Origin of the sequence: Gillisella terrae (genome assembly GCF_004801395.1) — a bacterium.
In the GTDB taxonomy this organism is placed as follows: domain Bacteria; phylum Pseudomonadota; class Alphaproteobacteria; order Rhizobiales; family Rhizobiaceae; genus Allorhizobium; species Allorhizobium terrae.
This window is the reverse complement of record NZ_SSOA01000002.1, coordinates 690596-711225: the sequence shown is the minus strand read 5'-3', so window position 1 is coordinate 711225 and position 20630 is coordinate 690596. Positions and strand designations below refer to the sequence as shown.

13 protein-coding genes are annotated in these 20630 nt (G+C 53.5%); 3 read left to right on the top strand and 10 right to left on the bottom strand.

Going from position 1 to position 20630, the window contains the following annotated elements; genetic code table 11:
- Positions 1–39 precede the first annotated feature (39 nt).
- A complete protein-coding gene (locus E6C51_RS07050; RefSeq protein WP_190235445.1) occupies positions 40–2991 on the top strand; it encodes a bifunctional [glutamine synthetase] adenylyltransferase/[glutamine synthetase]-adenylyl-L-tyrosine phosphorylase in 2952 nt (983 codons plus the stop codon).
- A gap of 177 nt (positions 2992–3168) precedes the next feature.
- Here E6C51_RS07050 and E6C51_RS07045 read toward each other — a convergent pair whose 3' ends face one another.
- The 3 genes from E6C51_RS07045 to pepN all read right to left on the bottom strand — a co-directional run bounded on the left by E6C51_RS07045 (position 3169) and on the right by pepN (position 8891).
- Positions 3169–3507: a hypothetical protein gene (locus tag E6C51_RS07045; protein ID WP_190235444.1), complete on the bottom strand. Its 339-nt coding sequence runs from the start codon at positions 3505–3507 to the stop codon at positions 3169–3171.
- A gap of 127 nt (positions 3508–3634) precedes the next feature.
- The gene (locus E6C51_RS07040) at positions 3635–5989 is read right to left on the bottom strand and encodes a PAS domain-containing sensor histidine kinase (protein WP_146936923.1); all 2355 of its coding nucleotides are present in this window, start codon (positions 5987–5989) and stop codon (positions 3635–3637) included.
- A 253-nt stretch (positions 5990–6242) separates the two neighbouring features.
- The gene (gene pepN / locus E6C51_RS07035) at positions 6243–8891 is read right to left on the bottom strand and encodes an aminopeptidase N (protein ID WP_190235443.1); all 2649 of its coding nucleotides are present in this window, start codon (positions 8889–8891) and stop codon (positions 6243–6245) included.
- Between the two features lie 371 nt (positions 8892–9262).
- On the opposite strand from pepN, the gene E6C51_RS07030 reads away from it, so the two are divergent.
- A complete protein-coding gene (locus E6C51_RS07030; protein ID WP_190235442.1) occupies positions 9263–10207 on the top strand; it encodes a DMT family transporter in 945 nt (314 codons plus the stop codon).
- A 10-nt stretch (positions 10208–10217) separates the two neighbouring features.
- On the opposite strand, the gene E6C51_RS07025 is transcribed toward E6C51_RS07030, so the two are convergent.
- A complete protein-coding gene (locus E6C51_RS07025) occupies positions 10218–11459 on the bottom strand; it encodes an MFS transporter (protein ID WP_190235441.1) in 1242 nt (413 codons plus the stop codon).
- 602 nt (positions 11460–12061) lie between these two features.
- On the opposite strand from E6C51_RS07025, the gene E6C51_RS07020 reads away from it, so the two are divergent.
- Positions 12062–12886, top strand: coding sequence for a hypothetical protein (locus tag E6C51_RS07020; protein ID WP_146936915.1), 825 nt, complete (start codon positions 12062–12064; stop codon positions 12884–12886).
- A 221-nt stretch (positions 12887–13107) separates the two neighbouring features.
- Here E6C51_RS07020 and E6C51_RS07015 read toward each other — a convergent pair whose 3' ends face one another.
- The 6 genes from E6C51_RS07015 to E6C51_RS06990 form a co-directional block, all read right to left on the bottom strand.
- Entirely contained in the window at positions 13108–13269 is a 162-nt protein-coding gene (locus tag E6C51_RS07015) for a hypothetical protein (protein WP_186827816.1), read from the bottom strand.
- Between the two features lie 121 nt (positions 13270–13390).
- Entirely contained in the window at positions 13391–14275 is an 885-nt protein-coding gene (locus E6C51_RS07010; RefSeq protein WP_190235440.1) for a uracil-DNA glycosylase, read from the bottom strand.
- A gap of 58 nt (positions 14276–14333) precedes the next feature.
- Positions 14334–15626, bottom strand: a complete 1293-nt coding sequence (locus E6C51_RS07005) for an Hsp70 family protein (RefSeq protein WP_190235439.1) — start codon at positions 15624–15626, stop codon at positions 14334–14336.
- Positions 15627–15848: 222 nt separating this feature from the next.
- Positions 15849–16052, bottom strand: coding sequence for a hypothetical protein (locus tag E6C51_RS07000; RefSeq protein WP_146936909.1), 204 nt, complete (start codon positions 16050–16052; stop codon positions 15849–15851).
- Positions 16053–16071: 19 nt separating this feature from the next.
- Entirely contained in the window at positions 16072–19203 is a 3132-nt protein-coding gene (locus E6C51_RS06995; RefSeq protein ID WP_146936907.1) for an efflux RND transporter permease subunit, read from the bottom strand.
- Positions 19200–20465: an efflux RND transporter periplasmic adaptor subunit gene (locus E6C51_RS06990; protein WP_190235438.1), complete on the bottom strand. Its 1266-nt coding sequence runs from the start codon at positions 20463–20465 to the stop codon at positions 19200–19202. The genes E6C51_RS06995 and E6C51_RS06990 overlap by 4 nt, the downstream gene beginning before the upstream one ends.
- Between the last annotated feature and the right edge of the window lie 165 nt (positions 20466–20630).

Genomic DNA, 20630 nt, shown 5'->3' with positions numbered 1-20630 from the left:
TTGCAACCTGTCATCAGAAAAGACGGGACCGGAGGAAATATGCCAGACAAAGAGACGATGCGCTTGGTGGATGTTGCAGCTGACGTGATAAAACCGCTCAACAAAACTGACACGCGGGTGGTGCTGTCGCAATTGAAAGAGCTGGGCCGCCAGCAGCCAGCCATTGCGGATTTGCTGGCCGGTGAGAGCGCGATCAAAGACTTTCTCATCGCAGCACTGACTTTGTCGCCCCATTTGCGCGAGATGGTCGCTCGCCAGCCCGATCTCGTCACGCTGGCCATCAGCACTCCATTGAATGAAAGCCTTGAGGGTCTGGTTGAGCAAGCACGATCGGCGTGGCAGCCACAACCCGATTCACCAGCGCCGTCGGAAGCCGTGGTGATGACACGGTTGCGCCAGGCCAAACGCGGCCTGTCATTTTTACTGGCGTTGGCTGATCTTGGCCGGGTGTTGGATGCAAGACAGGTCACACTTTGGCTTAGCCGTATGGCGGATGCGGCGATTGCGACCGCCATTGATCATCTGCTGCTAGCGGGTTCTGAGGCTGGCAAGTTGCATTTACAAGATGCGAGTGCGCCCGCCAAAGGCAGCGGCCTGATTGTTCTTGGCATGGGCAAGCTGGGTGCTTTCGAGCTGAATTACTCGTCTGACATCGACCTCGTGGTGTTTTTCGATGCTGAAACAGGCATTTTGATACAGCCTGAAGATGGCACGGAAACCTATGGCCGGATGATGCGCCGCTTGATCCGCATTCTGCAAGAGCGCACGGCAGATGGTTATGTGTTTCGCACCGACCTGCGCTTGCGGCCAGATCCGGGAGCGACACCGCTTGCTGTGCCAGTGGAGGCGGCCCTCAACTATTATGAAGGTCGCGGGCAAAACTGGGAGCGGGCGGCCTTTATCAAGGCGCGGCCGGTTGCGGGCGATGTTGCGGCGGGTGAGGCTTTTCTGAAAGAGCTTTCGCCTTTTGTCTTTCGCAAATATCTCGACTATGCGGCCATTGCCGATATTCACTCCATCAAACGCCAGATCCATAGTCACAAGGGCCATAGCACCATTGCTGTGAAGGGCCATAACGTCAAACTTGGGCGTGGTGGCATTCGGGAAATCGAATTTTTTGCCCAGACGCAGCAATTGATCGCGGGCGGGCGTATGTTGGAACTGCGGGCAAAAGCCACCGAGGCAGCGCTGGCAGCGCTGGCGCAAGCCCGCTGGATTGACACGGACACCCGCGATGAGCTGACCGAAGCCTACTGGTTTTTGCGCGATGTCGAACACCGCATCCAGATGGTGCATGATGAGCAAACCCACACGCTGCCGACAACCGAGGCTGAGCTCAAGCGCATTGCCTTCATGATGGGTTTCTCAAGTGTTGCGACTTTTTCAGAGGCCTTGCAAAAGCGGTTGAAGACGGTTGAGCGCCGCTATGCGCAACTGTTTGAGCAGGAAGGCGAATTGTCGATTGATGGCAATTTGGTCTTTACGGGCCAGAAGGATGATCCCGATACGCTGGCGACCTTGCAAAAGCTGGGCTTCAAACGGCCAGAGGATATATCGCGGGTTATCCGCACCTGGCACTATGGTCGCTATCGCGCCACGCAATCGGTGGAAGCGCGCGAGAGACTGACGGAGCTGACGCCGCGTTTGCTCAAGGCTTTTGGCGAAAGCAGCCGTGCAGATGAAGCACTCTTGCGGTTTGATGCTTTTCTGGCCGGGTTGCCCGCTGGCATTCAACTGTTCTCCTTGCTGGCAAATAATGCGGCTCTGCTTGATCTTCTGGTGACCATCATGGCGGCGGCACCGCGCCTTGCCAATATTATTGCCAGCCGACCCCATGTGTTTGATGGCATGTTGGACCCCGCAATTTTGGAGGAATTGCCAACTCGAAGCTATCTTTCCAAGCGGTTGGATGCTTTTTTGATGGGGGTTGGCCACTATGAAGACATGCTGGATCGCCTTCGCATTTTTGCAGCCGAGCACCGGTTTCTCATTGGCATTCGGCTGCTGACCGCCTCGATCTCGGCGGATACGGCAGGGCGCGCCTTTACCGATTTGGCCGATCTGGTGATCGATCAGGCATTTCAAGCGGTGCAGCGGGAAATGGAAGCCAGCCATGGCCGCATTGACGGCGCTCAAGCCGCGCTTGTCGGGATGGGAAAACTTGGCTCTTACGAGTTGACCGCAGGTTCTGACGTTGATCTGATCGTGCTCTACGAATATCCGGATGATGCAGGCGATAGTGATGGTGAGAAGCCATTGGACCCAGTGCGTTATTACACCCGCTTTACTCAGCGGTTGATTGCAGCGCTTTCTGCCCCCACGGCGGAAGGGGTGTTGTATGAGGTGGATATGCGGCTTCGCCCCTCGGGCAACAAAGGGCCTGTGGCGACACGGCTCAAGGCGTTCGAGCGCTATCAGGCACAAGAGGCATGGACCTGGGAGCATATGGCGCTGACACGGGCGCGCTTGGTGACGGGCGATGCCGAGTTAATGAAACAGGCTGAGGCCTGCGTTGCCGGGATTTTGCAAATGCGCCGGGACAAAGGCGAGGTTGCAATTGCCGTGACCGAGATGCGAAGCCTGATTGATGCGGAAAAACCGCCGCAGGATGCATTTGACGTCAAGCTTATTCCCGGTGGTCTGATTGATCTTGAATTCATCGCGCAGTATCTGGCGCTGATTGCGCCGGGTGAGGGCATTGCTTTCCAGCGCGGCCTCACCACGGCAGAAAGCTTGAAGGCTCTGGGGACCGTTATGATCTCCAAGGACGATCTGGAGACAAGCCTTGCTGCGTTAAAGCTCTACGGCAACATTGCACAAGTGACCCGCACCTGTGTTGATGGTCATTTCAATCCTGCTGAAGCGCCAGCCGGGTTGCTTGATGTTCTCTTGCGGATCACGGATTGCCCCGATGTCAAATCCCTTGAGGTGGAGCTGAAACGGGTGTCACGGGCGGTGCGCCGAATTTTTCAAGCTGTGGTGAAGGGATAAGCGGCAACACCATATACAGCACCGTGCGCCATATATGGCGCACAAAGGATGCTGTAACACTTTAAATCTGCTGCATAATTCCTTAAATCGATTCCGATTTAAGGAATTATGCAGTAGCGCGCGTGTATCACCTTTCGGGCCGGGCAGACATGTCCGGCCCCTCTCTTTGCAGAGATGTTAGCGGACATACAGCACGAAGCTGCCGTCTGAGGCTTCATCTGCATAAATCACATTCTTGATTTCGATATTCTGCGCCAGAATTTGTTTGCGTAGAACCGGGTTTTCACGAATGGCTGCCTGGATCGCCCGTGCCTGTGGGCTGGAGGGCGACAGAGATCCTAGAAAATCCTGAAATGTGTCATGCTTTTCGATCGCATCCGGCGAGCTGATGACGAAGCGGGGGCTGTGGTCGGTCGCCAAGGCTTTGTCAGCGGCAGACATGGCTGCATGGCTGATGCCGGTCATGGCGGCGGTGGCGAGAACGGCAGCAACAGAGACTTTGATCATGTAAGACATAATTCGCTCCTCCTCGAATAAACCGACATGAACAATCGTTCGCCGGTCAAGGATATTGTCGCGCTTTGCCTGTTCACATCCAACACAACAGCAAGTGATGTTGATTAATTCTTTGTCATGTGGCGCATCAAGACGCGCGGGCTGTTGCTGTTGCCTTTTCCTTCGCATCGGCAGCGTCGGGCACGGTGATGACGACAACGGTGCCCACACCCTCGCGAGATCGCACAGTCAAGGTGCCGCCGTGCAGCATTGTCAGTGATCGCGAAATGGCCAGACCAAGACCGGAACCGCCTTTGCTCTTGGCATATTGGCTTTGCACCTGCTCGAATGGTTGGCCGATTTTGCCGATCGCTTTTTTGGGAATGCCAATGCCCGTATCGGCAATCAACAGTCTCACGGCACCTGCGACTTTATAGGAGCGCACCGAGATGTTTCCGCCTTCATTGGTGAACTTCACCGAGTTCGACAGAATGTTCAGCATGATTTGCTTCATTGCACGCCGGTCGGCGGTGAGCGTCAGGCCGGATGCAATGCGCCTCTCAACCGTAATATTTTTCCCCATTGCCGATATGGTGGTGAGACGCAGGGTCTCATCAATCAGGGAAGCAAAATCAATGGTTTCGCATTTCAGGATCATATGTCCTGCTTCAATCTTGGACATATCCAGAATATCATTGATAACATTCAGCAAATGGCGACCGCTATCGTGAATGTCCCTTGCATATTCATCATATTTGGGCGAACCGATCGGGCCAAACATATTGGTGCACAAGATTTCCGAGAAGCCCAGAATGGCGTTCAGGGGTGTGCGGAGCTCGTGCGACATGTTGGCCAGGAATTCTGATTTTGCTTTGTTGGCAGCTTCGGCGCGCTGCTTTTCCGCCAGATATTTTTCATTTGCTTCGGACAATTCGGATTTCTGGCGCTCCAGTTTTTTCTGAGAGGCAGAAAGGTCGCCAATCGTTGCCATCAGGCGACGTTCCTGCTCGCGCAGACGCTCTTGATGGCGTTTGAGCAAGGTAATGTCGGTGCCAACCGAAACCAGACCACCATCGCGGGTGCGGCGCTCGTTGATTTGCAGCCAACGCTCGTCGGCCAGCTGCAATTCTGTTGTGCGGGAGCTACCAGTGGCATTTGGGTCGGCAATGCGCCGTTGAATAATCGGTCTTGCGGCCGCTGCGTCCACTTTGGAGCGCTCAACGCCGGGAACCAGAATATTATCGGGCAGGCCGTAGACTTTTTGAAAATGGGCATTCCACATGACCAGGCGGTCGTTCTTGTCCCAGAGCACGAAGGCTTCAGATGTGCTCTCAATCGCATCAGCCAGTCTCTGATCCGCTTCAGCATAGCGCTGCGCGAGGCGATGCTGTTCGGTCACATCCATGGCAATACCAATCACATGCGGCCGACCGGAATGGGTGCGGATAACTTGCGCGCGGGCGCGCAGCCAAACATAGTGACCGTTGGCATGACGCATGCGAAAGACCTGATCGATATGACGGTCGGCATTGCGGCCAATAGTGCGCGCCAGAGCATAGAGATTGCCATCGTCTGGATGCATCATCTTGGCGGCATCCGTGAAGGCAAAAGGCTCGCTGGACGGTTCTTGCCCAAGGATTTCAAACATCGACTGCGACCACACAAGCTTGCGGGTGGCGAGATCGAAATCCCACAAACCGCAACGGCCGCGCGAAAGTGCGGTCTCTACCCGATGGTTGGATTCAACAAACACATCGGAGGTCTCGCGCGCACGTTTGGCTTGGGAAAAATAGGCATAGAGCACGCCCATGAGAATGAGCGAAATAGCCGAAAAGAGCGTAACATTAAGAGCAATCTCTGCCTGCCAATAATCGGCTGCGGATTTGAGCGAATGGGCGGCCAACACCAAGGCACCGTCTGCGCCGGTGGGCGTCAAAACAGCGATATGGCGTGAGCCATCAATATTGGTTTCAATCGCACCCGTCTTGTCGCCAAACCGCCTCAGCGTGGCAACTTCCGGAAACAGGTCCATCATATGCAGCCCAACGAACGCTGCCCCTCTGCTCGAGCCAGCAACCACCACCCCGTTCGGATTGAGCAGCAAGACAAAACTCTCATCGTCAATCAGGTCAGCCGGAAGAAAGCGCGCAATCAAAGCCTCGGCACTTTTCCGATCCATGGAAGCCGGATTGGTTGGCCCGGAAGAGAGGGCCGCAGCGGCGGTTGATGCCATCATTGCGGTTGAGTGGCGAATGGCACTTTCCATTCGGCCATATTCCGAAACAAGCCCCAATCCACGCGCCAGAGCAACGACAATGAGAAAAGCAACGACCAGCACAGGAATGATTTGTCTCAGGGCTGCGTCCGTGTTGGTCGCAGCCAGACTGGTGGTTCCGGCGGTTGGGATTTTTCGTTGCGTGACAGATTTCAGAAGAGACGCAAATCCATATAATTTGAGTCGCAACCGATCATCGGCTGCGGTTGCCCGCTGCACGTTCACCATATTCCCCGCCTTGATCCATCGTGTGATTCAACGCGCCGCTCGCCCGAATCTAACCTAATGAATCATTTGCGATTCTTCCTGTCCAGTGCAAAATTAAGAGATCGTTAACCCATTGCGAAGAATCGTGTTTTTAACGATCAGATCCTGTTTGACAGCCCGCGACACCACAAAACTGTGCATGATTCGCCGACGGCAAGCCAAATAAAAAGGCGGAAGAGTTTTGCTCTGCCGCCTTTGATCGTTTTTCGCTGTTTCACGCTGTCAGAATACGGTCGATAATGTCTCGGACGTCATTCGACAGGTCGTTGGCATTGGCGATGGTTGTCAATGCCGCACGGGCCTTGTTTGCGCGCTGCGGCTCCAAAAGCTTCCATGTGCGCATCGACGTCAGCAATCGTGCTGCCAACTGTGGGTTCCGCTTGTCGATCGCCAGGATTTCCTCGGTGACGACACTGTAGGAGGCACCATCTGCGCGATGGAAGCCTGTCGGATTGGAGAAGGCGAAGCTGCCGATCAATGCGCGCACCCTATTGGGGTTGGCAGCATTGAATTTTGGACTTTGCATCAGCGTTTTAATCCGCCCCAAGCCATCTTCACCGGGGATCGTGGCCTGAATGGAGAACCACTTATCCAGAACCAAAGCGTTGTTGGCAAATCTGCTTTCAAAATCAGTCAGTGCTGCTTTGGTCTCAGTCATACCCGGAAAATGATGGGCGAGAACGGACAGGCTGTGCGACAGATCGGTCATATTATCTGCCTTGGCATAGGCCTCAGCAGCCTTGAGTGGATTATTCTCGGCTTGTACGACATAGGTGAGGGCTGCGTTTTTCAATGCGCGTTGCCCAGCCGCCTTGGCGTCAGGTGTGTAGGCGGCATCCGTTGCCATCTGCTCAAGAAGGCCCTTGAAAATATCAAGTCCCGCGATGGCGATGTCGGCGATGATTGCTTTTCGCGCCGCATGGATGGCGTCCGGATCAATATCGCCGCCGAGTTCGCGTGCTATATCGGCCTCGCTTGGCAGGGCGAGGGCTTGAGCACGAAAGGCTGGCTCCAATGTCTCATCGGCAATGATGGCAAGAAGGCTTCGTTTCAGCGCATCGTTGAAGAGAACGGGCTGTCCTGCCCGTACCTGCTTTACACCCTCGCACAACACGGGGAGGGCGAGATCGGTCAATGCCTGCCAACGGCTGAACAAATCGCTTTCGCAGCGCGCAATCAGAGCCAGATCATCGCTGGACTGGGCAAAGTTCAGAATAACGGGTGCAGAAAAGCTGCGATTGAGCGAAAGAACGGGTCGCTCTGAAACGCCATGGAACACAAAACTCTGCTCAGCTTCCGTTAGATGCAAGAGATTTTCACCCACTTCCCCGCCGCTTGTGGAGGCTGGTGTGATCATCGCGCCATTGTTTGCCAGAAGAGCAAATGACAGCGGGATATGCATTGGCTTTTTATCAGGCTGGCCCGGCGTTGGTGCAACGGTTTGGGCAAGCTTTACTGTGAAGGTCTTTGCTGTGGCATCATAGTCGCAGGACACCGTGACATGGGGTGTGCCAGCCTGATGATACCAAAGAGAGAATTGTGACAGATCACGTTTGGAAACATCGGCAAAGCACTGCACGAAATCTTCAACCGTTGCAGCATCGCCGTCATGACGCTCGAAATAGAGGTCCATACCCTGTTTGAACAGATCTTTGCCGAGAATCGTGGCAATCATCCGTGTGACTTCCGAGCCTTTTTCATAGACGGTCGTCGTGTAGAAATTGTTGATTTCTTTATACTGCGATGGCCGAACCGGATGGGCCAGCGGACCGGAATCCTCCACAAACTGTTCGCTGCGCAAGTGGCGAACTTCGCCTATGCGTTTCACGGCGCGAGAACGCTGGTCTGCTGAAAATTCGTGATCACGGTAGACTGTCAGGCCTTCCTTGAGGCAAAGCTGGAACCAGTCGCGGCAGGTGATGCGATTGCCTGTCCAGTTGTGAAAATATTCGTGGGCAATGATTGCCTCGATATTGGCATAATCGGCATCGGTTGCGGTTTCGGGATCGGCAAGCACGTATTTATCGTTAAAGATGTTGAGGCCCTTGTTCTCCATGGCCCCCATATTGAAGTCCGATACGGCGACAATCATGAAGATGTCGAGGTCGTATTCGCGACCAAATGTCTCTTCATCCCATGTCATGGAGCGCTTCAAGGCATCCATGGCATAGGCGGCCCGTGGTTCTTTGCCGTGCTCCACATAGATTTTAAGAGCAACCTCGCGGCCTGACATGGTAGTGAATGTGTCTTCAACCAGGCCGAGATCGCCAGCCACCAAAGCAAAAAGATAGCTTGGTTTTGGATGAGGATCGAACCATGCGGCAAAATGCTTGCCTTCGCCGTAGCCAGCGCCACCGAGAAAATTGCCATTGGAGAGAAGCAGCGGATTGGCGGCTTTGTCGGCGATAATGTTTACGGTGTAGACGGCCAGAACGTCAGGCCGATCGGGAAAATAGGTGATGCGGCGAAAGCCTTCGGCTTCACATTGGGTGCAATAGATCCCATTGGAGCGATAAAGTCCCATCAACTGGGTGTTGGCTTCCGGGTTGATCAGGGTTGTGATGGTGATCTCGAAAGGCTCAGAAGCGGGAAGATCACGGATTATCAGTGAATCTGGCGTTGCAGTGTAGCGCTCGCTGTCAATCTCAATCTGATCGAACAGCACGCTTGATAGAACGAGTTCATCCCCATCAAGCACCAGAGGTGCGTTTGGGTTGGTGTTTTCGCGTCGATGGAAAATCAGGCGGGTTTCAACTTTTGTTTCTGTGGGATCGAGCTCGAAGGTGAGGTCTACTCTCTCCAGAACGAAATCTGTAGGGCGATAGTCTGCCAAGTTGATGACCTGGCCTGTTTCTGTGCGCATAAATTTATCCCGATCGTCCTATTACAAACCCAGTAGATGCAAGCATCGCAACCTGTTTGCGAGCGCAACTGCGAGGAATATGGCAGCAATTTCTGAACGATTGCTAAAATCAATTTTTTTTTGTGATTTTTTTTCAAAAAAGCAACTCAATTGGATCTTGAGGATGTTTATGCTTTCAACGTTCAATTCCTTTAATTTAAAGGGGTGTTTTTTGATCTGATGAGATTGTTTTACCTCAATAGTAATGATTGTTTCCGTGGCAGCTTATTGCTTGCATCTCCAGGCAGGATGAGAGAGAGGATAGGAGCTCCCCAAAACGAGACTCGATAGAGCGATTCTTGAGATGGTTTGTTATTTTATGAGTTTCGTCCATGGATAGTGAGACATCGGTAAACCCGCTCAGGGGTATTGTGTTCAAGATCGCGTCTGTCACGGTGTTTGTGGTGATGCAGACAGCGATCAAGCTTGCTGGCGACACCATCCCTGCCGGGCAGATCACCTTTTATCGCTCTGCTTTTGCGCTCATTCCTATTTTCGCCTACCTGATTGCTATTCGTCAGCTTGAGACGGCCTTCAAGACAGGCAATGTTTTTGGCCACGTAAAGCGCGGCCTCATTGGAATTTGCGCCATGGCCAGCGGCTTCTATGGGCTTGTGCACCTGCCTATGCCGGATGCAATTGCCATTGGTTATGCCATGCCTTTGATCGCCGTTGTGTTTGCGGCGGTTTTCATGGGAGAAACCGTGCGCCTCTATCGTTGGTCGGCCGTCGCAGTTGGACTTTTTGGCGTTGTTATCATTTCATGGCCTAAATTGACCCTGCTCCGGGATGGTGGGTTGGCATCAGAGGCGGGATTGGGGGCTCTGGCGGTGCTGGCCTCTGCGGCTTTGGGGGCTGCGGCCATGTTGCAGGTGCGCCAATTGGTGCGGACGGAAAAGACCCCAACAATCGTGCTCTATTTTTCCATTATTGCGACGCTGATATCTCTTGCGTCTTTTCCCTTTGGGTGGAGCGACCTTTCCGCAAGCCAACTTTGCCTTTTGGCCTTTGCGGGCGTGTGCGGTGGTGCCGCGCAGATTTTATTGACGGAAAGCTATCGCTACGCCGACATTTCGACCATAGCTCCCTTTGAATACAGCTCAATTCTGTTTGGTTCAGCCATAGGCTATGTTTTGTTTGATGATTTGCCGAGTATCCACACCCTGATTGGCACAGTTATAGTGGCTGGAGCGGGTATATTCATCATTTTTCGCGAACACCAACTGGGTTTAGAGCGCAAAGCGGCGAGAAAAGCGTCATCGCCAATTTCTGGATGACGGCGCTGGCTTATGGAGTTGGTGTATCGTTTCGTGCACCGGTTGCTACGTCGGTTCCCCTCAGTGGCAGCGGCAAAGCCTGAAACTCGGTTTTGCCCTGATCGCCATCCGGCGCGGTGCGTTGCTTCATGCGCCAGGCGGCGTAGCCCGCGTAAATAAGAAAACTGAGAGCCAGACTCCAGAGCAGGCCAGATGGTCCAATCTGCTCCATGATGGCACCCGTCATCACCGGGCCTGTTACCGTTCCCAATCCGTACAAGATCATGATGCCACTGGAAATCGTCACATATTCGTCGGGTTCGGCAAGGTCATTGGCATGGGCAACGTTGAGCGAGTAGACCGGATAGAGCACGGTACCAACGAAAAAGCTGCAAATATACAGTGCCAGCGGTGATACGCCGCTCAGCGCAATCATGGCGATGCAGCAGATCGTGCCGAAAAGACCCGCCCCGACCATCACTTTGCGTCGGTCCATCCGGTCAGAAAGGCGACCAATCGGCAATTGCGCCAAGGCCCCTCCGGCGAGCACACACGCCAGAAGTATCGCTCCTTCTGCGGTGGAAAGACCAATACGTTGGCTATACACGCCACCAAGGCTGCTCCATGTGCCGGACAATGCACCAGACAACAGCGAGCCGATGAAAGCCACCGGCGAGCGGCGGTAGAGTTTCTTGAGATCGAAACGAGCCTGTTGCAGCGGCGCAGGGGATTGGGCGGTTGAAAGCGCTGTTGGAAGCAGGGCGACAGAGAAAATAAGGGCGCAGACAATGAACAATGTCTGATTATGGCTGTCGCCCAGAGGAACGATAAATTGTCCACCAATCGAGCCAGCCAGTGTCGTGATCATATAGACCGAGAAGAAAGCGCCTCTGTTTTCATTATTGCTGCGCTCATTAAGCCAGCTTTCAATGATCAAATAACAGCCAGCAATGGCAAAGCCTGCTATCGCACGAAACAAAATCCAGGCGCGCCAGTCGAGCACCAATGCGCATAACAAGATTGAGACAGTCAGAAGCGTGATCAAGGCAGAAAATACCCGTACATGCCCCACACGTTGTACCAGCGTTGGCGTGATCACACAGGAACTGGTGAAGCCAAAGGTGTAGCCCGTTGCAATGATGGAGATGGTGAAGGTCGACCATCCCTCGGCAATCCCGCGAATGGGCAGCATATAGTTCATCAAGCCGTAGCCTGCCATCATCAGCAGGGTTGATAGCATTAAGGTTGCTACAGATGCGAGATTGCCAAACATGTCAGCCTTTCAATACGGGAGGCGACCAATTGGTCGAATGTGTCATTACCGTTTTACAGCGCCTCTCACCTTATATGGCGCACAAAGCAAGCGGTGACAGTTTTGATCTGCTGCATAACAGGCACTATAGATATACGCTTCCAGTGTCGACTGCGACATCTCCTCGCGCCTTCATTTGTCGTGAATGAGGCATGCGCTTGAGGCGAAGTTTCATGTGTGCTACAAGATTTTATACAAAGAAATGTGTAAGGTTGTATTTGTAATGCAATCTGCTTGGCCTATTAAGGGCATTCAATTAAATTTTTTAGATTTTTGCGCGTGAATATGTTTGATGAAAAATATATTTATCTGATTTTGAATATATTTTGTTCTTTTGGTAAAAATCAATTTGAAAATAATTTTATATAATTTGTAAATATCAATTGTTTTCTGTATATTGATGTTTTATCTGTGCCGCAAAATATTGCGTTGTTTGTTTCTGCGCTGTTGTTGAATTTTGAGTATATGCTGAATTCAGGTATTCCATGTCGCTCTCAGTCAATTCTTTAGCATCTTCTCCACGTTTTGTTGAAGCCATGGCTGCGATGGCTGGTCGATTTGCGATGCAGTTTCAGTCTAATCCTCGTTTGTCGCGCGCTCTTGTGTGTCATCAGCGTTGGCTTCTGACGCAGGCTTCCTTCGCTCTCTATGCCGATTATGCTCTTGAAGGGATTGGCACAGGTCTAACGGCAACCAGCTTGAGTGATTGGGTGGTCACGGCGGGCATCGCCAGTCGGAATACGGCCCATCATTTTGTTGAGAGTCTGCGGGCTTATCACTTCATCCATATTGATGCGGCCAGCCCCCGGCGTCCTTTGCGGTATGATATTGGTGATCAGACGCTGGCGGGGATGCACATGTGGTTTGGCGCAAATCTTGCTGTTCTGGATTATGTCGATGGCGGCAATCGTGCTGAGCGTCACCTTTTGCAGCCTGATTTGCTTTTGCGCGTGCAGCCGGAGTTCGCCCGCCGTTGTATTGCCGATACCGTCTGGCGCGAACCATCGGAGCGCATTGGCCTGCTGCAATGGACAGAGTGTGGTGCGTTGGTGATGGACCATTTTATGGAACTGGCGGTCCGGGCCCCTTTGAAAGACGGGTTTTACGATCTTGGCGTCTTGAGTGTACCGGCTATGGCGGAACGTTTTCTCATGTCACGCACACATTTGCAGCGAACCCTTAAAAAGGCCGAGCAAAAGGGCTGTATGGCCCGGAGTGGCCCTGGTCGAGGGAGCAGCACTTTGCTGTCCGCCGAGTTCTTGCAAGAATATTGTGCCTGGCTTGCGGTGAAATCCGCTGTTCTGGATGCGGTTTTTGAAAGTGTGGTTGCGTCGGAAAAAACTGACGTTTGCGATCATGCTCGTGAGCGCATTAAAACATCAGCATGATTGAGGGATTATAGACGGCGCACAAGTGATGCTGTGGTACTTTTGATCCGGTGCGGAAACAAAAGCTTAGAGCATCCGGCTGATTCCAATTCTCTTCACGATGCTCTACTGCATAATTCCTTAAATCGGAATCGATTTAAGGTGAAAATTATGCAGCAGATTAAAAGTGTTACAGCGTCCTTCGTGCGCCAGATATGGCGCACGGCACTGTAAGACGTTATTCAGCATCGCGCGCGTGTCTCGTGCTGTTGCCAGGGCCGTGTTGCCATTTGCTCGAATGCGCCGTAGCCAAAACGAAAATAGCTGTGCTGGCTTGCTGCGCTGCGAATCGCTGAGCGCAAGGTCTCGAAATTGCTGTGAATGCTGCGCTTGTCGCGGGTCATGGTTCTGATTCCTGCTGCAATCCTCCCAAGACTGGCTTTACATATTGCATTGCAGCATTTTTGTTTCAATGGATTTTAAATCCTGTCTGACCTGCATTTTTTGCATAGTCGACTGTTATCGTCAGATTGGAGCGCCCACTGCCGCTTTGAACGTGAGCATGTCACGCCAGGCAATTGCTTTTGTTGCGGGTGCCAACAGCAGTTCTTGCGGGTGGAACGTAGCCAAAGCGGGGACGCTTTGCTCACCGGCGGCTATTTTGCGCCAATCGCCCCGCATGGAATGAATTGTTCCCTGTCCACCAAAGAAGAAACGCGCCGTGAAATTGCCAAGCAGCAAAACAGCGCGGGGTTGGGCCAAGGCGATTTGCCTCTCGATAAAGGGACGGCAAATCTCGGCCTCAGTTTTTGTTGGCATGCGGTCTCCTGGAGCCCGCCAAGGCATGGCTGTGGTCAGGAACAGCGCCTCACGTGATAAATCAATTGCTCCCAGCATACGGTCGAGCAATCCTCCTGCTCGACCTGAAAATGCGAGGCCTTCCCGATCGTCGTCGGCTGACGGGTTGGGACCGATAATCATGATGCCACTCTCGCCGGAACCTTCCGTGAAAATGGTTGAACGGGCACTGGTTTTCAGGTTGCAACTGGTAAAATTCGCAAGCGCGTCTCTCAGTTCAGCCAGCGAGCTTGCACCCGCTGCTGCCAGGCGCGCGTCGGCGATCGCTGTTTCGTCGGGAATGACCACCGGAGCGGAGGAGGCGGGCCGCGCTGCGGTTGGTGCCGCCCTCTCACGTGTTGCGGTGTTTGATCCTGCCTGCAAGCTGCCACTTGCTATTTGGCTTGGTGCGGCTTGGCTTTTTGCGGGTGCCGCCTTTGCCGCCCGTTCTGATGCGAATTGCGCGATCCGGTCTACCGGCTGATCTTCCACAAGCCAGTCCACACCAGCATCGGCATGAAATGCCAGAAGGGCGCAGAGTTCGGCAGCGGACATGTCGCGGACGGAGATCATGACCTTTTCTTATCGAAGCCGAACCCGCAGCGCAAACTGGAATCCACTCCGTCCCCGGTTACGCGGTCCACATTGCGATATCGTCGCGCTCGCCAATCAGCGCCAGGCCGTGGGCGATCGATACCATTTCACCGCCGGACTCGATGCGATCCGTGGCAAAGCGTTCCGTGAAAATACGTCTGACAGCGGGCACAAAGGATGTGCCGCCGGTGAGAAACACTTTGTCGACCTGATCGGCAGGCGTATTGGTTTTTGTCAAGACATCATCCAGAGCCTCTTCGATTTTCGCCAGATCAGCGGCAATCCAGCTTTCAAAATCGTCACGCTTGACGCTTGCCCGACCTGCGGCACCAAGGGGTGAGAAAGAGAATTCAGCCTCCTCCTGTGACGACAGCGCCATCTTGGTGGCAGACACAGCCTGATAGAGCGGATAGCCTTCATCATGGTCGACGAGATCAATAAACAGTTCCAGCTTTTCAGGTTCCAAACTCTGGCGTACCAGCTGTTTCAGATCGGCGAATTCCTTTGAAGACTTGAAAACGGAGAGCTGGTTCCAGCGCGAGAAGCTCGTGTAGTAATTGCTGGGAACATCAAGGATTTTGTCGAAGCTTTTGAATTTGCTGCCCTTGCCGATTTCTGGCGCAACAAGATGATCAACGATGCGCGCATCGAACTGATCACCAGCGATACCAACACCCGAATGGCCAACCGGCACGGCAGACAGCTTGCCAGCCTTTTTCTCAAATCGAATGATTGAATAGTCGGTGGTGCCGCCGCCAAAGTCGGCCACCAACACTGTGGCATCCTGCGTGAGGTGCTGAGCGAAATAGAAGGCTGCCGCCACCGGCTCGTAGACATAATGGATTTCCGGAAAACCCAGCCGTGTCAACGCAGTGTTATAGCGCTCTATCGCCAGATCTGGATTGGGAGAGGCACCGGCAAAATGCACCGGGCGCCCTGCAACAATGCGCTCGGCTTGCGTTGGCCAACCGTCGCCAGCGTAAGCCTCCAGGCGTTTCAGGAAAACCTCCATCAGGTCTTCAAATTGAAAGCGGCGGGCATGAACCAACGTGCCTTGAAACAGGGCTGAAGCGGCAAAGGTCTTGATGGATTGCAAAAACCGCGCTTCGCCAGGATTGTCGATAAATTGGCGGATGGCGGCGTGACCCGCTTCAACTTTCAAGGCACCCGCACCCAGCTTGGCATCCTTCATGAAAGAAAGCGCTGTGCGCATACTGTCTGCTGTGCCAGCAGCCGATGTGAAACTCACGGAATTGCTGGTGATTCCATCATTTGTCAGGGCAAGAACCGTGTTTGTTGTGCCGAAATCAAGCCCTAGCGCTTTGGCCATGGTTATCGCTCCTCATATATCTGGTCTTGAACGCCCCATGAGCGTCTCGTTGACGCACGGCGTTTGAATGTGGATGGCGCGGTAGAGCAGTTGCCCGGTTACGCAGCAAGAGCGGCGTGATGACATGGCGCAATAGAGGATGCAAGCATTTTGAAGCCGTCTACAGCGCCGCGCGTTATATAAAACGCACGGCGCTGTTATTGAGCGTTGGGAAAGGGCAGCTCAGCGAATGAGCCGACCCGATCCCCATGTCAAGGCAAGGCCAAATACGGCAAGTATGCCGCCCCAAAGAATCCAGGGCGTCTGGTTGATCATGAAGCTAGACGACGGATAGGGGAAAAGACCAGCACCTTGCGCCATCCACAACAATCCTATGGCGACGGCAACAACACCAACCACTGTCAATATACGGCGCAAGGCAACCATGTTTTTTTCTCCGGTTCGGTTATTCAGCAGCCATGGCGGGCTTGGATGGCCCATCTTCGGTATTGGCCGGATGGTGGTCATCTTTGCGAGAGAACAGGCGTGAGAGGAATTTCCCCATACGATCCATTTCTACAAAGATGACAGGTGTGATGAACAACGTCAGAAGCTGCGACACCAGCAAACCGCCGACGACGGCAATGCCCAGAGGTTGGCGCAATTCAGAGCTTGCGCCTTGGCCAAGGGCAATCGGCAACGCGCCAAGCAGTGCACAGAATGTTGTCATCATGATCGGGCGGAAACGTCGCACACAGGCCTCGTGAATGGCCTTTGCCGGTGTTTCCCCATGGTCGCGGATCAGTTCGACCGCGACGTCGATCATCATGATCGCGTTTTTCTTGACGATACCGATCAGCATCAACAGGCCGATCAGGGCAATGACCGACATATCGAAATTCATCACCTTCAACGCCAGCAGTGCACCGAGGGCGGCGGCTGGAAGACCGGACAGAATGGTGAGTGGATGAATGAAGCTTTCATACAAAACACCCAGCACCACGTAGATGGTAATCACAGCGGCCAAAATCAGCAGGCCGGTATTGCCCTGTGATTGTTTGAAAATGGCTGCGGTGCCGCCGTAGGAGGTGAAAACGTCATTGGGAACACCGAGTTCCTGTTTGATCGCGTCAATTTTTGCGGTTGCATCGCTGAGCGATACACCGTCGGGAAGGTTGAACGAGACCGTTGTGGAAACCAGCTGGCCAGTTTGGTTGATTGTCACGGGTGCTGATTTGCGCACAACAGTTGCGAAGTTTGACATCGGCACCAGCGTGCCCGTGGAGGATGATCTGACCCGGATATCGCGCAGGAACTGATCGTCCCATTGTCTTGCACGGTCAAATTCGACAATCACGTTATAGCTGTCGCCAGTCGATTGAATCTGGGCGGCAGTGTAACCGCTGAACGCCATTTCCAGTGTCTTGCGCAATTGGTCGTTGGTAATGCCAAAGGCGGCGGCCTTGCTGTTGTCAATGTTGATGGTTGCAGCAATGGCATTATTTTGCGCATCGCTGGTGACATCGGTGAAATCCGGATCCCGACGCATGGCGGTCTGAATCTTGGAAGACCACTCATTGGTGGTGGCTGCATTCAACGCCTGTATCACCAACTGATACTGGCTGGCTGTGCTGCGTCCACCGAAGCGCAGGTTTTGCTGGGGAGAGATGTAGCTCTTGATACCGGCAATTTTGGAAAGCTTCTGACGCAGACTGTTGACTGTGTCGTTCAGGGGCGGCCTTTGGTCCTTATCTTTGAGCTGAACAAAAATCGTACCATTGTTGAGAGGGCTGCGGCTGCTACCGCCAACAATGGACGTCACATGGTCAACGGCTGGATCAGCCTTGACCACGGCAGCCACCTGATCTTGCAAGGCGCGCATGGCCCCATAGGAAATGTCTTCACGTGCACGAGTGGAAATCGACAGGCGGCCTGTGTCTTCCTGCGGAAAGAAGCTGGATGGCAAGGTCTCGAACAAAAAGAGCGAGCTGGCCACGGATGCCAGAAACGCCATCAGCACTGTAAAGCGATGCTTCAGGCACCAGATAACGGCAGCATCATAGCCCGATAAGGTTTTGGCAAAGCCGATATCAAACCAACGCACCAAAAATGGCGGGTTGCTGGAATGGCCTGAAAGGCGGGCCGCCAGCATCGGTGTGACCGTGAGCGACACCAGAACAGAGGCCATAATCGCCAATGTGACCACCATGCCAAATTCATTGAACAGGCGTCCGACAACACCGCCCATCAGCAAGATGGGAATGAATACCGCCACCAGTGAAATCGACATGGAGATAATCGTGTAACTGACTTCAGCGGCTCCTTTAAGAGCGGCCTCACGCGCTGGCATCCCCTGTTCTCGGTAGCGCAGAATATTTTCCAGCATAACAATGGCGTCATCCACCACCAGGCCGACGGAGAGGGTAAGGCCGAGAAGTGAGATATTGTCGATACTATATCCAAGCACATACATGCCGCCAAACGTGGCAATCAGCGACAATGGAACGGCTAGACCGGGAATGAGTGTTGCCGTGAGATGGCCGGTGAACAGATAGATCACCAGAATTACCAGTCCAATGGTGAGGAACAGGGTGAACTGCACATCATGGATCGATTCGCGGATCGATTTTGATGTGTCGTTCATGACATTGATCTTCAGTGATGGTGGCAATTGCTGTTTCAACGCCGGCAGCTTTGCCAGAATTGAATCCACCACATCAACGGTATTGGCATCGGGCTGGCGCTGAACTGCCAGAATAATCGCCTGCTTGCCGTCGAACCAACTGCCAGCGTCGAGATTGGCAACACTATCGGTGACATTGGCAACATCGGACAAGTGGATCGGTGCGCCGTTGTTGTTGGCGACCACCAGTGTTTTAAACTCGGCTGCATTGGTGCGCTGGGTATTGGCATCAATGGTGATTTGTTGTTGATCGCTGGCAAGTGCGCCAACGGGAACCTGATTGTTGGCGTTTGCGATGGCGGTTGTCAGCGTATCGACGCCAAGACCGCGGGCTTGCAGCTTCGAGGGGTCTACGCCAATGCGCACGGCATAGGTTTGGGAGCCATAAATGCTGACCTGTGCCACACCATTGAGTGTCGATAGCAGCGGCGAAATAATGTTTTCCGCAATCGAATCCACTTGGCTGCGCGGCATTTCATCGCTGTTGACCGCCAAAAGCAGCACAGGCGCATCGGCAGGATTGCTTTTGCGGTAGCTTGGCGCCGTGGTCATATTGCTGGGCAATTGACGGGTGGAGCGCGAAATTGCCGCCTGCACATCGGCGGCTGCGGCATCAATATCGCGGTTCAGGTCAAATTGAATGACGATGGAACTGTTGCCCAGCGAGTTGCTGGCGCTGATTTCGCTGATGCCGGGGATGGTTTCAAACTGCTTGATCAGCGGTGTTGCAACCGATGTTGCCATGGTTTCTGGCGAGGCACCAGAGAGCGAAGCCGTGACGTTGATGGTAGGAAAGTCGACCTTAGGCAGCGCTGCAACCGGCAAAAGCCGATAGCCCGCAAGCCCGGCCAGAACAATGCCAATCGCCAGAAGGATTGTCGCAACAGGGCGATTAATGCAGAATGTAGGGATCATTGCGACGCTTCCTTCTGCATGTTTTCCGCGGTCTGTTGATGTTTACCGCCAGCCTTGCCGGTGCTGGCTGTCTGACCACCAAACTGTTCCAGCACGGTTTGCCCATCCGCCAATTGCACCTGACCTTCAACAATCACATGTTGGCCTTCTTTCAGGCCGGAGGCAATTGCCGTGCTATCGCCGTTGGTGCGGGCAACTTCAACCTTTGTTGCATGCACTTTGCTTTTGTCATCAACGGTGTAAACAAAATAGCCATCAGCGCCGGGGCGCACGGCCACGGTCGGCACAATGATGTTCTTTTCCTTGCTGGCAAAATGCACGGTCACATTGGCGCTCTGGCCCGGCCAGAGAACGCCCTTGTCGTTTTCGAACTCGGCCTTGACTGTGATCGTGCCGGAGGAGCTGTCGACGCTATTGTCAAAGAAGGACAGCTTGCCACGCACGGCCACGCCCCCGGTTGCTGCGGGGTCAACATCCACCGCGACCTGATCGCCGGATGAAAATGCCTGATGAAGCTGCGGCAGATAGCGCTGTGGCATTGGGAATTTGATATAAATCGGGTTATAGCGCGTGATGGTGACAATGGCCGTGCCGGCGCTGACATAGGCACCATTGCTCAACTGTATACTGCCAAGACGGCCATCATAAGGCGCGCGGATTTTCATATGGTCCAGCGTCACCAGATCCGAGGCGAGGGTTGCCTTGTCGGCATCCACCTTACCCACGGCAGAATCGCGCGCCGCTTTTGCCTGATCATAGGTTTGCTGAGATTGCGCATTTTGCTTGACCAGACTCTCGGCACGTTGAAGCGCTGTTTCGGCTTCAACCAGGCTTGCCTGATCGCTTACGAGATTGGCGCGATCTTTGTCAACGGTGGCCCGTGCGACACGATCATCCATACGGGCAATCAAATCTCCCGCCTTAACGTCCTGTCCGTCCTGAGCGACAACATTATCAATCAGGCCTGCTTGCAGTGCTGCAATGGTGGTTGTGTCTTCTGCCTCTGCCCAGCCTGTCGCCGTTGCGTCCATTGGCAAGTCACCCATGACAGCGGCAACGGTTTTTACAGATGTCGGGCCGCCGTTGCGTTTGCCGCCGCCGCGGTTGCTGCCTTGGCCTGAATCTGGCTTTTGCCCGGAATCTGCCTTGGCTTGATCCTGGTGGGAGTCCAGTTTTGCAAGGAAGGGAATCTGGTCGCGGTAAAGCCAGCCGCCAACGGCAAGGATTGCTATGATGCTTGAAGCAGTCCAGAATTTTTTCATTTTGTAAGCCTGATGACGCGAGTGAGTATTCAACGCGTCATCATCAATCAAATTGTGCAATACAAAAATAACAAGGGGGCCGCTTTTCCATCAAGAAGCGGTGATTTTTCCTTACAATATAGTAATGTAAGTGATTTAGTGATGAATTTTTCAATTCGTCACCAT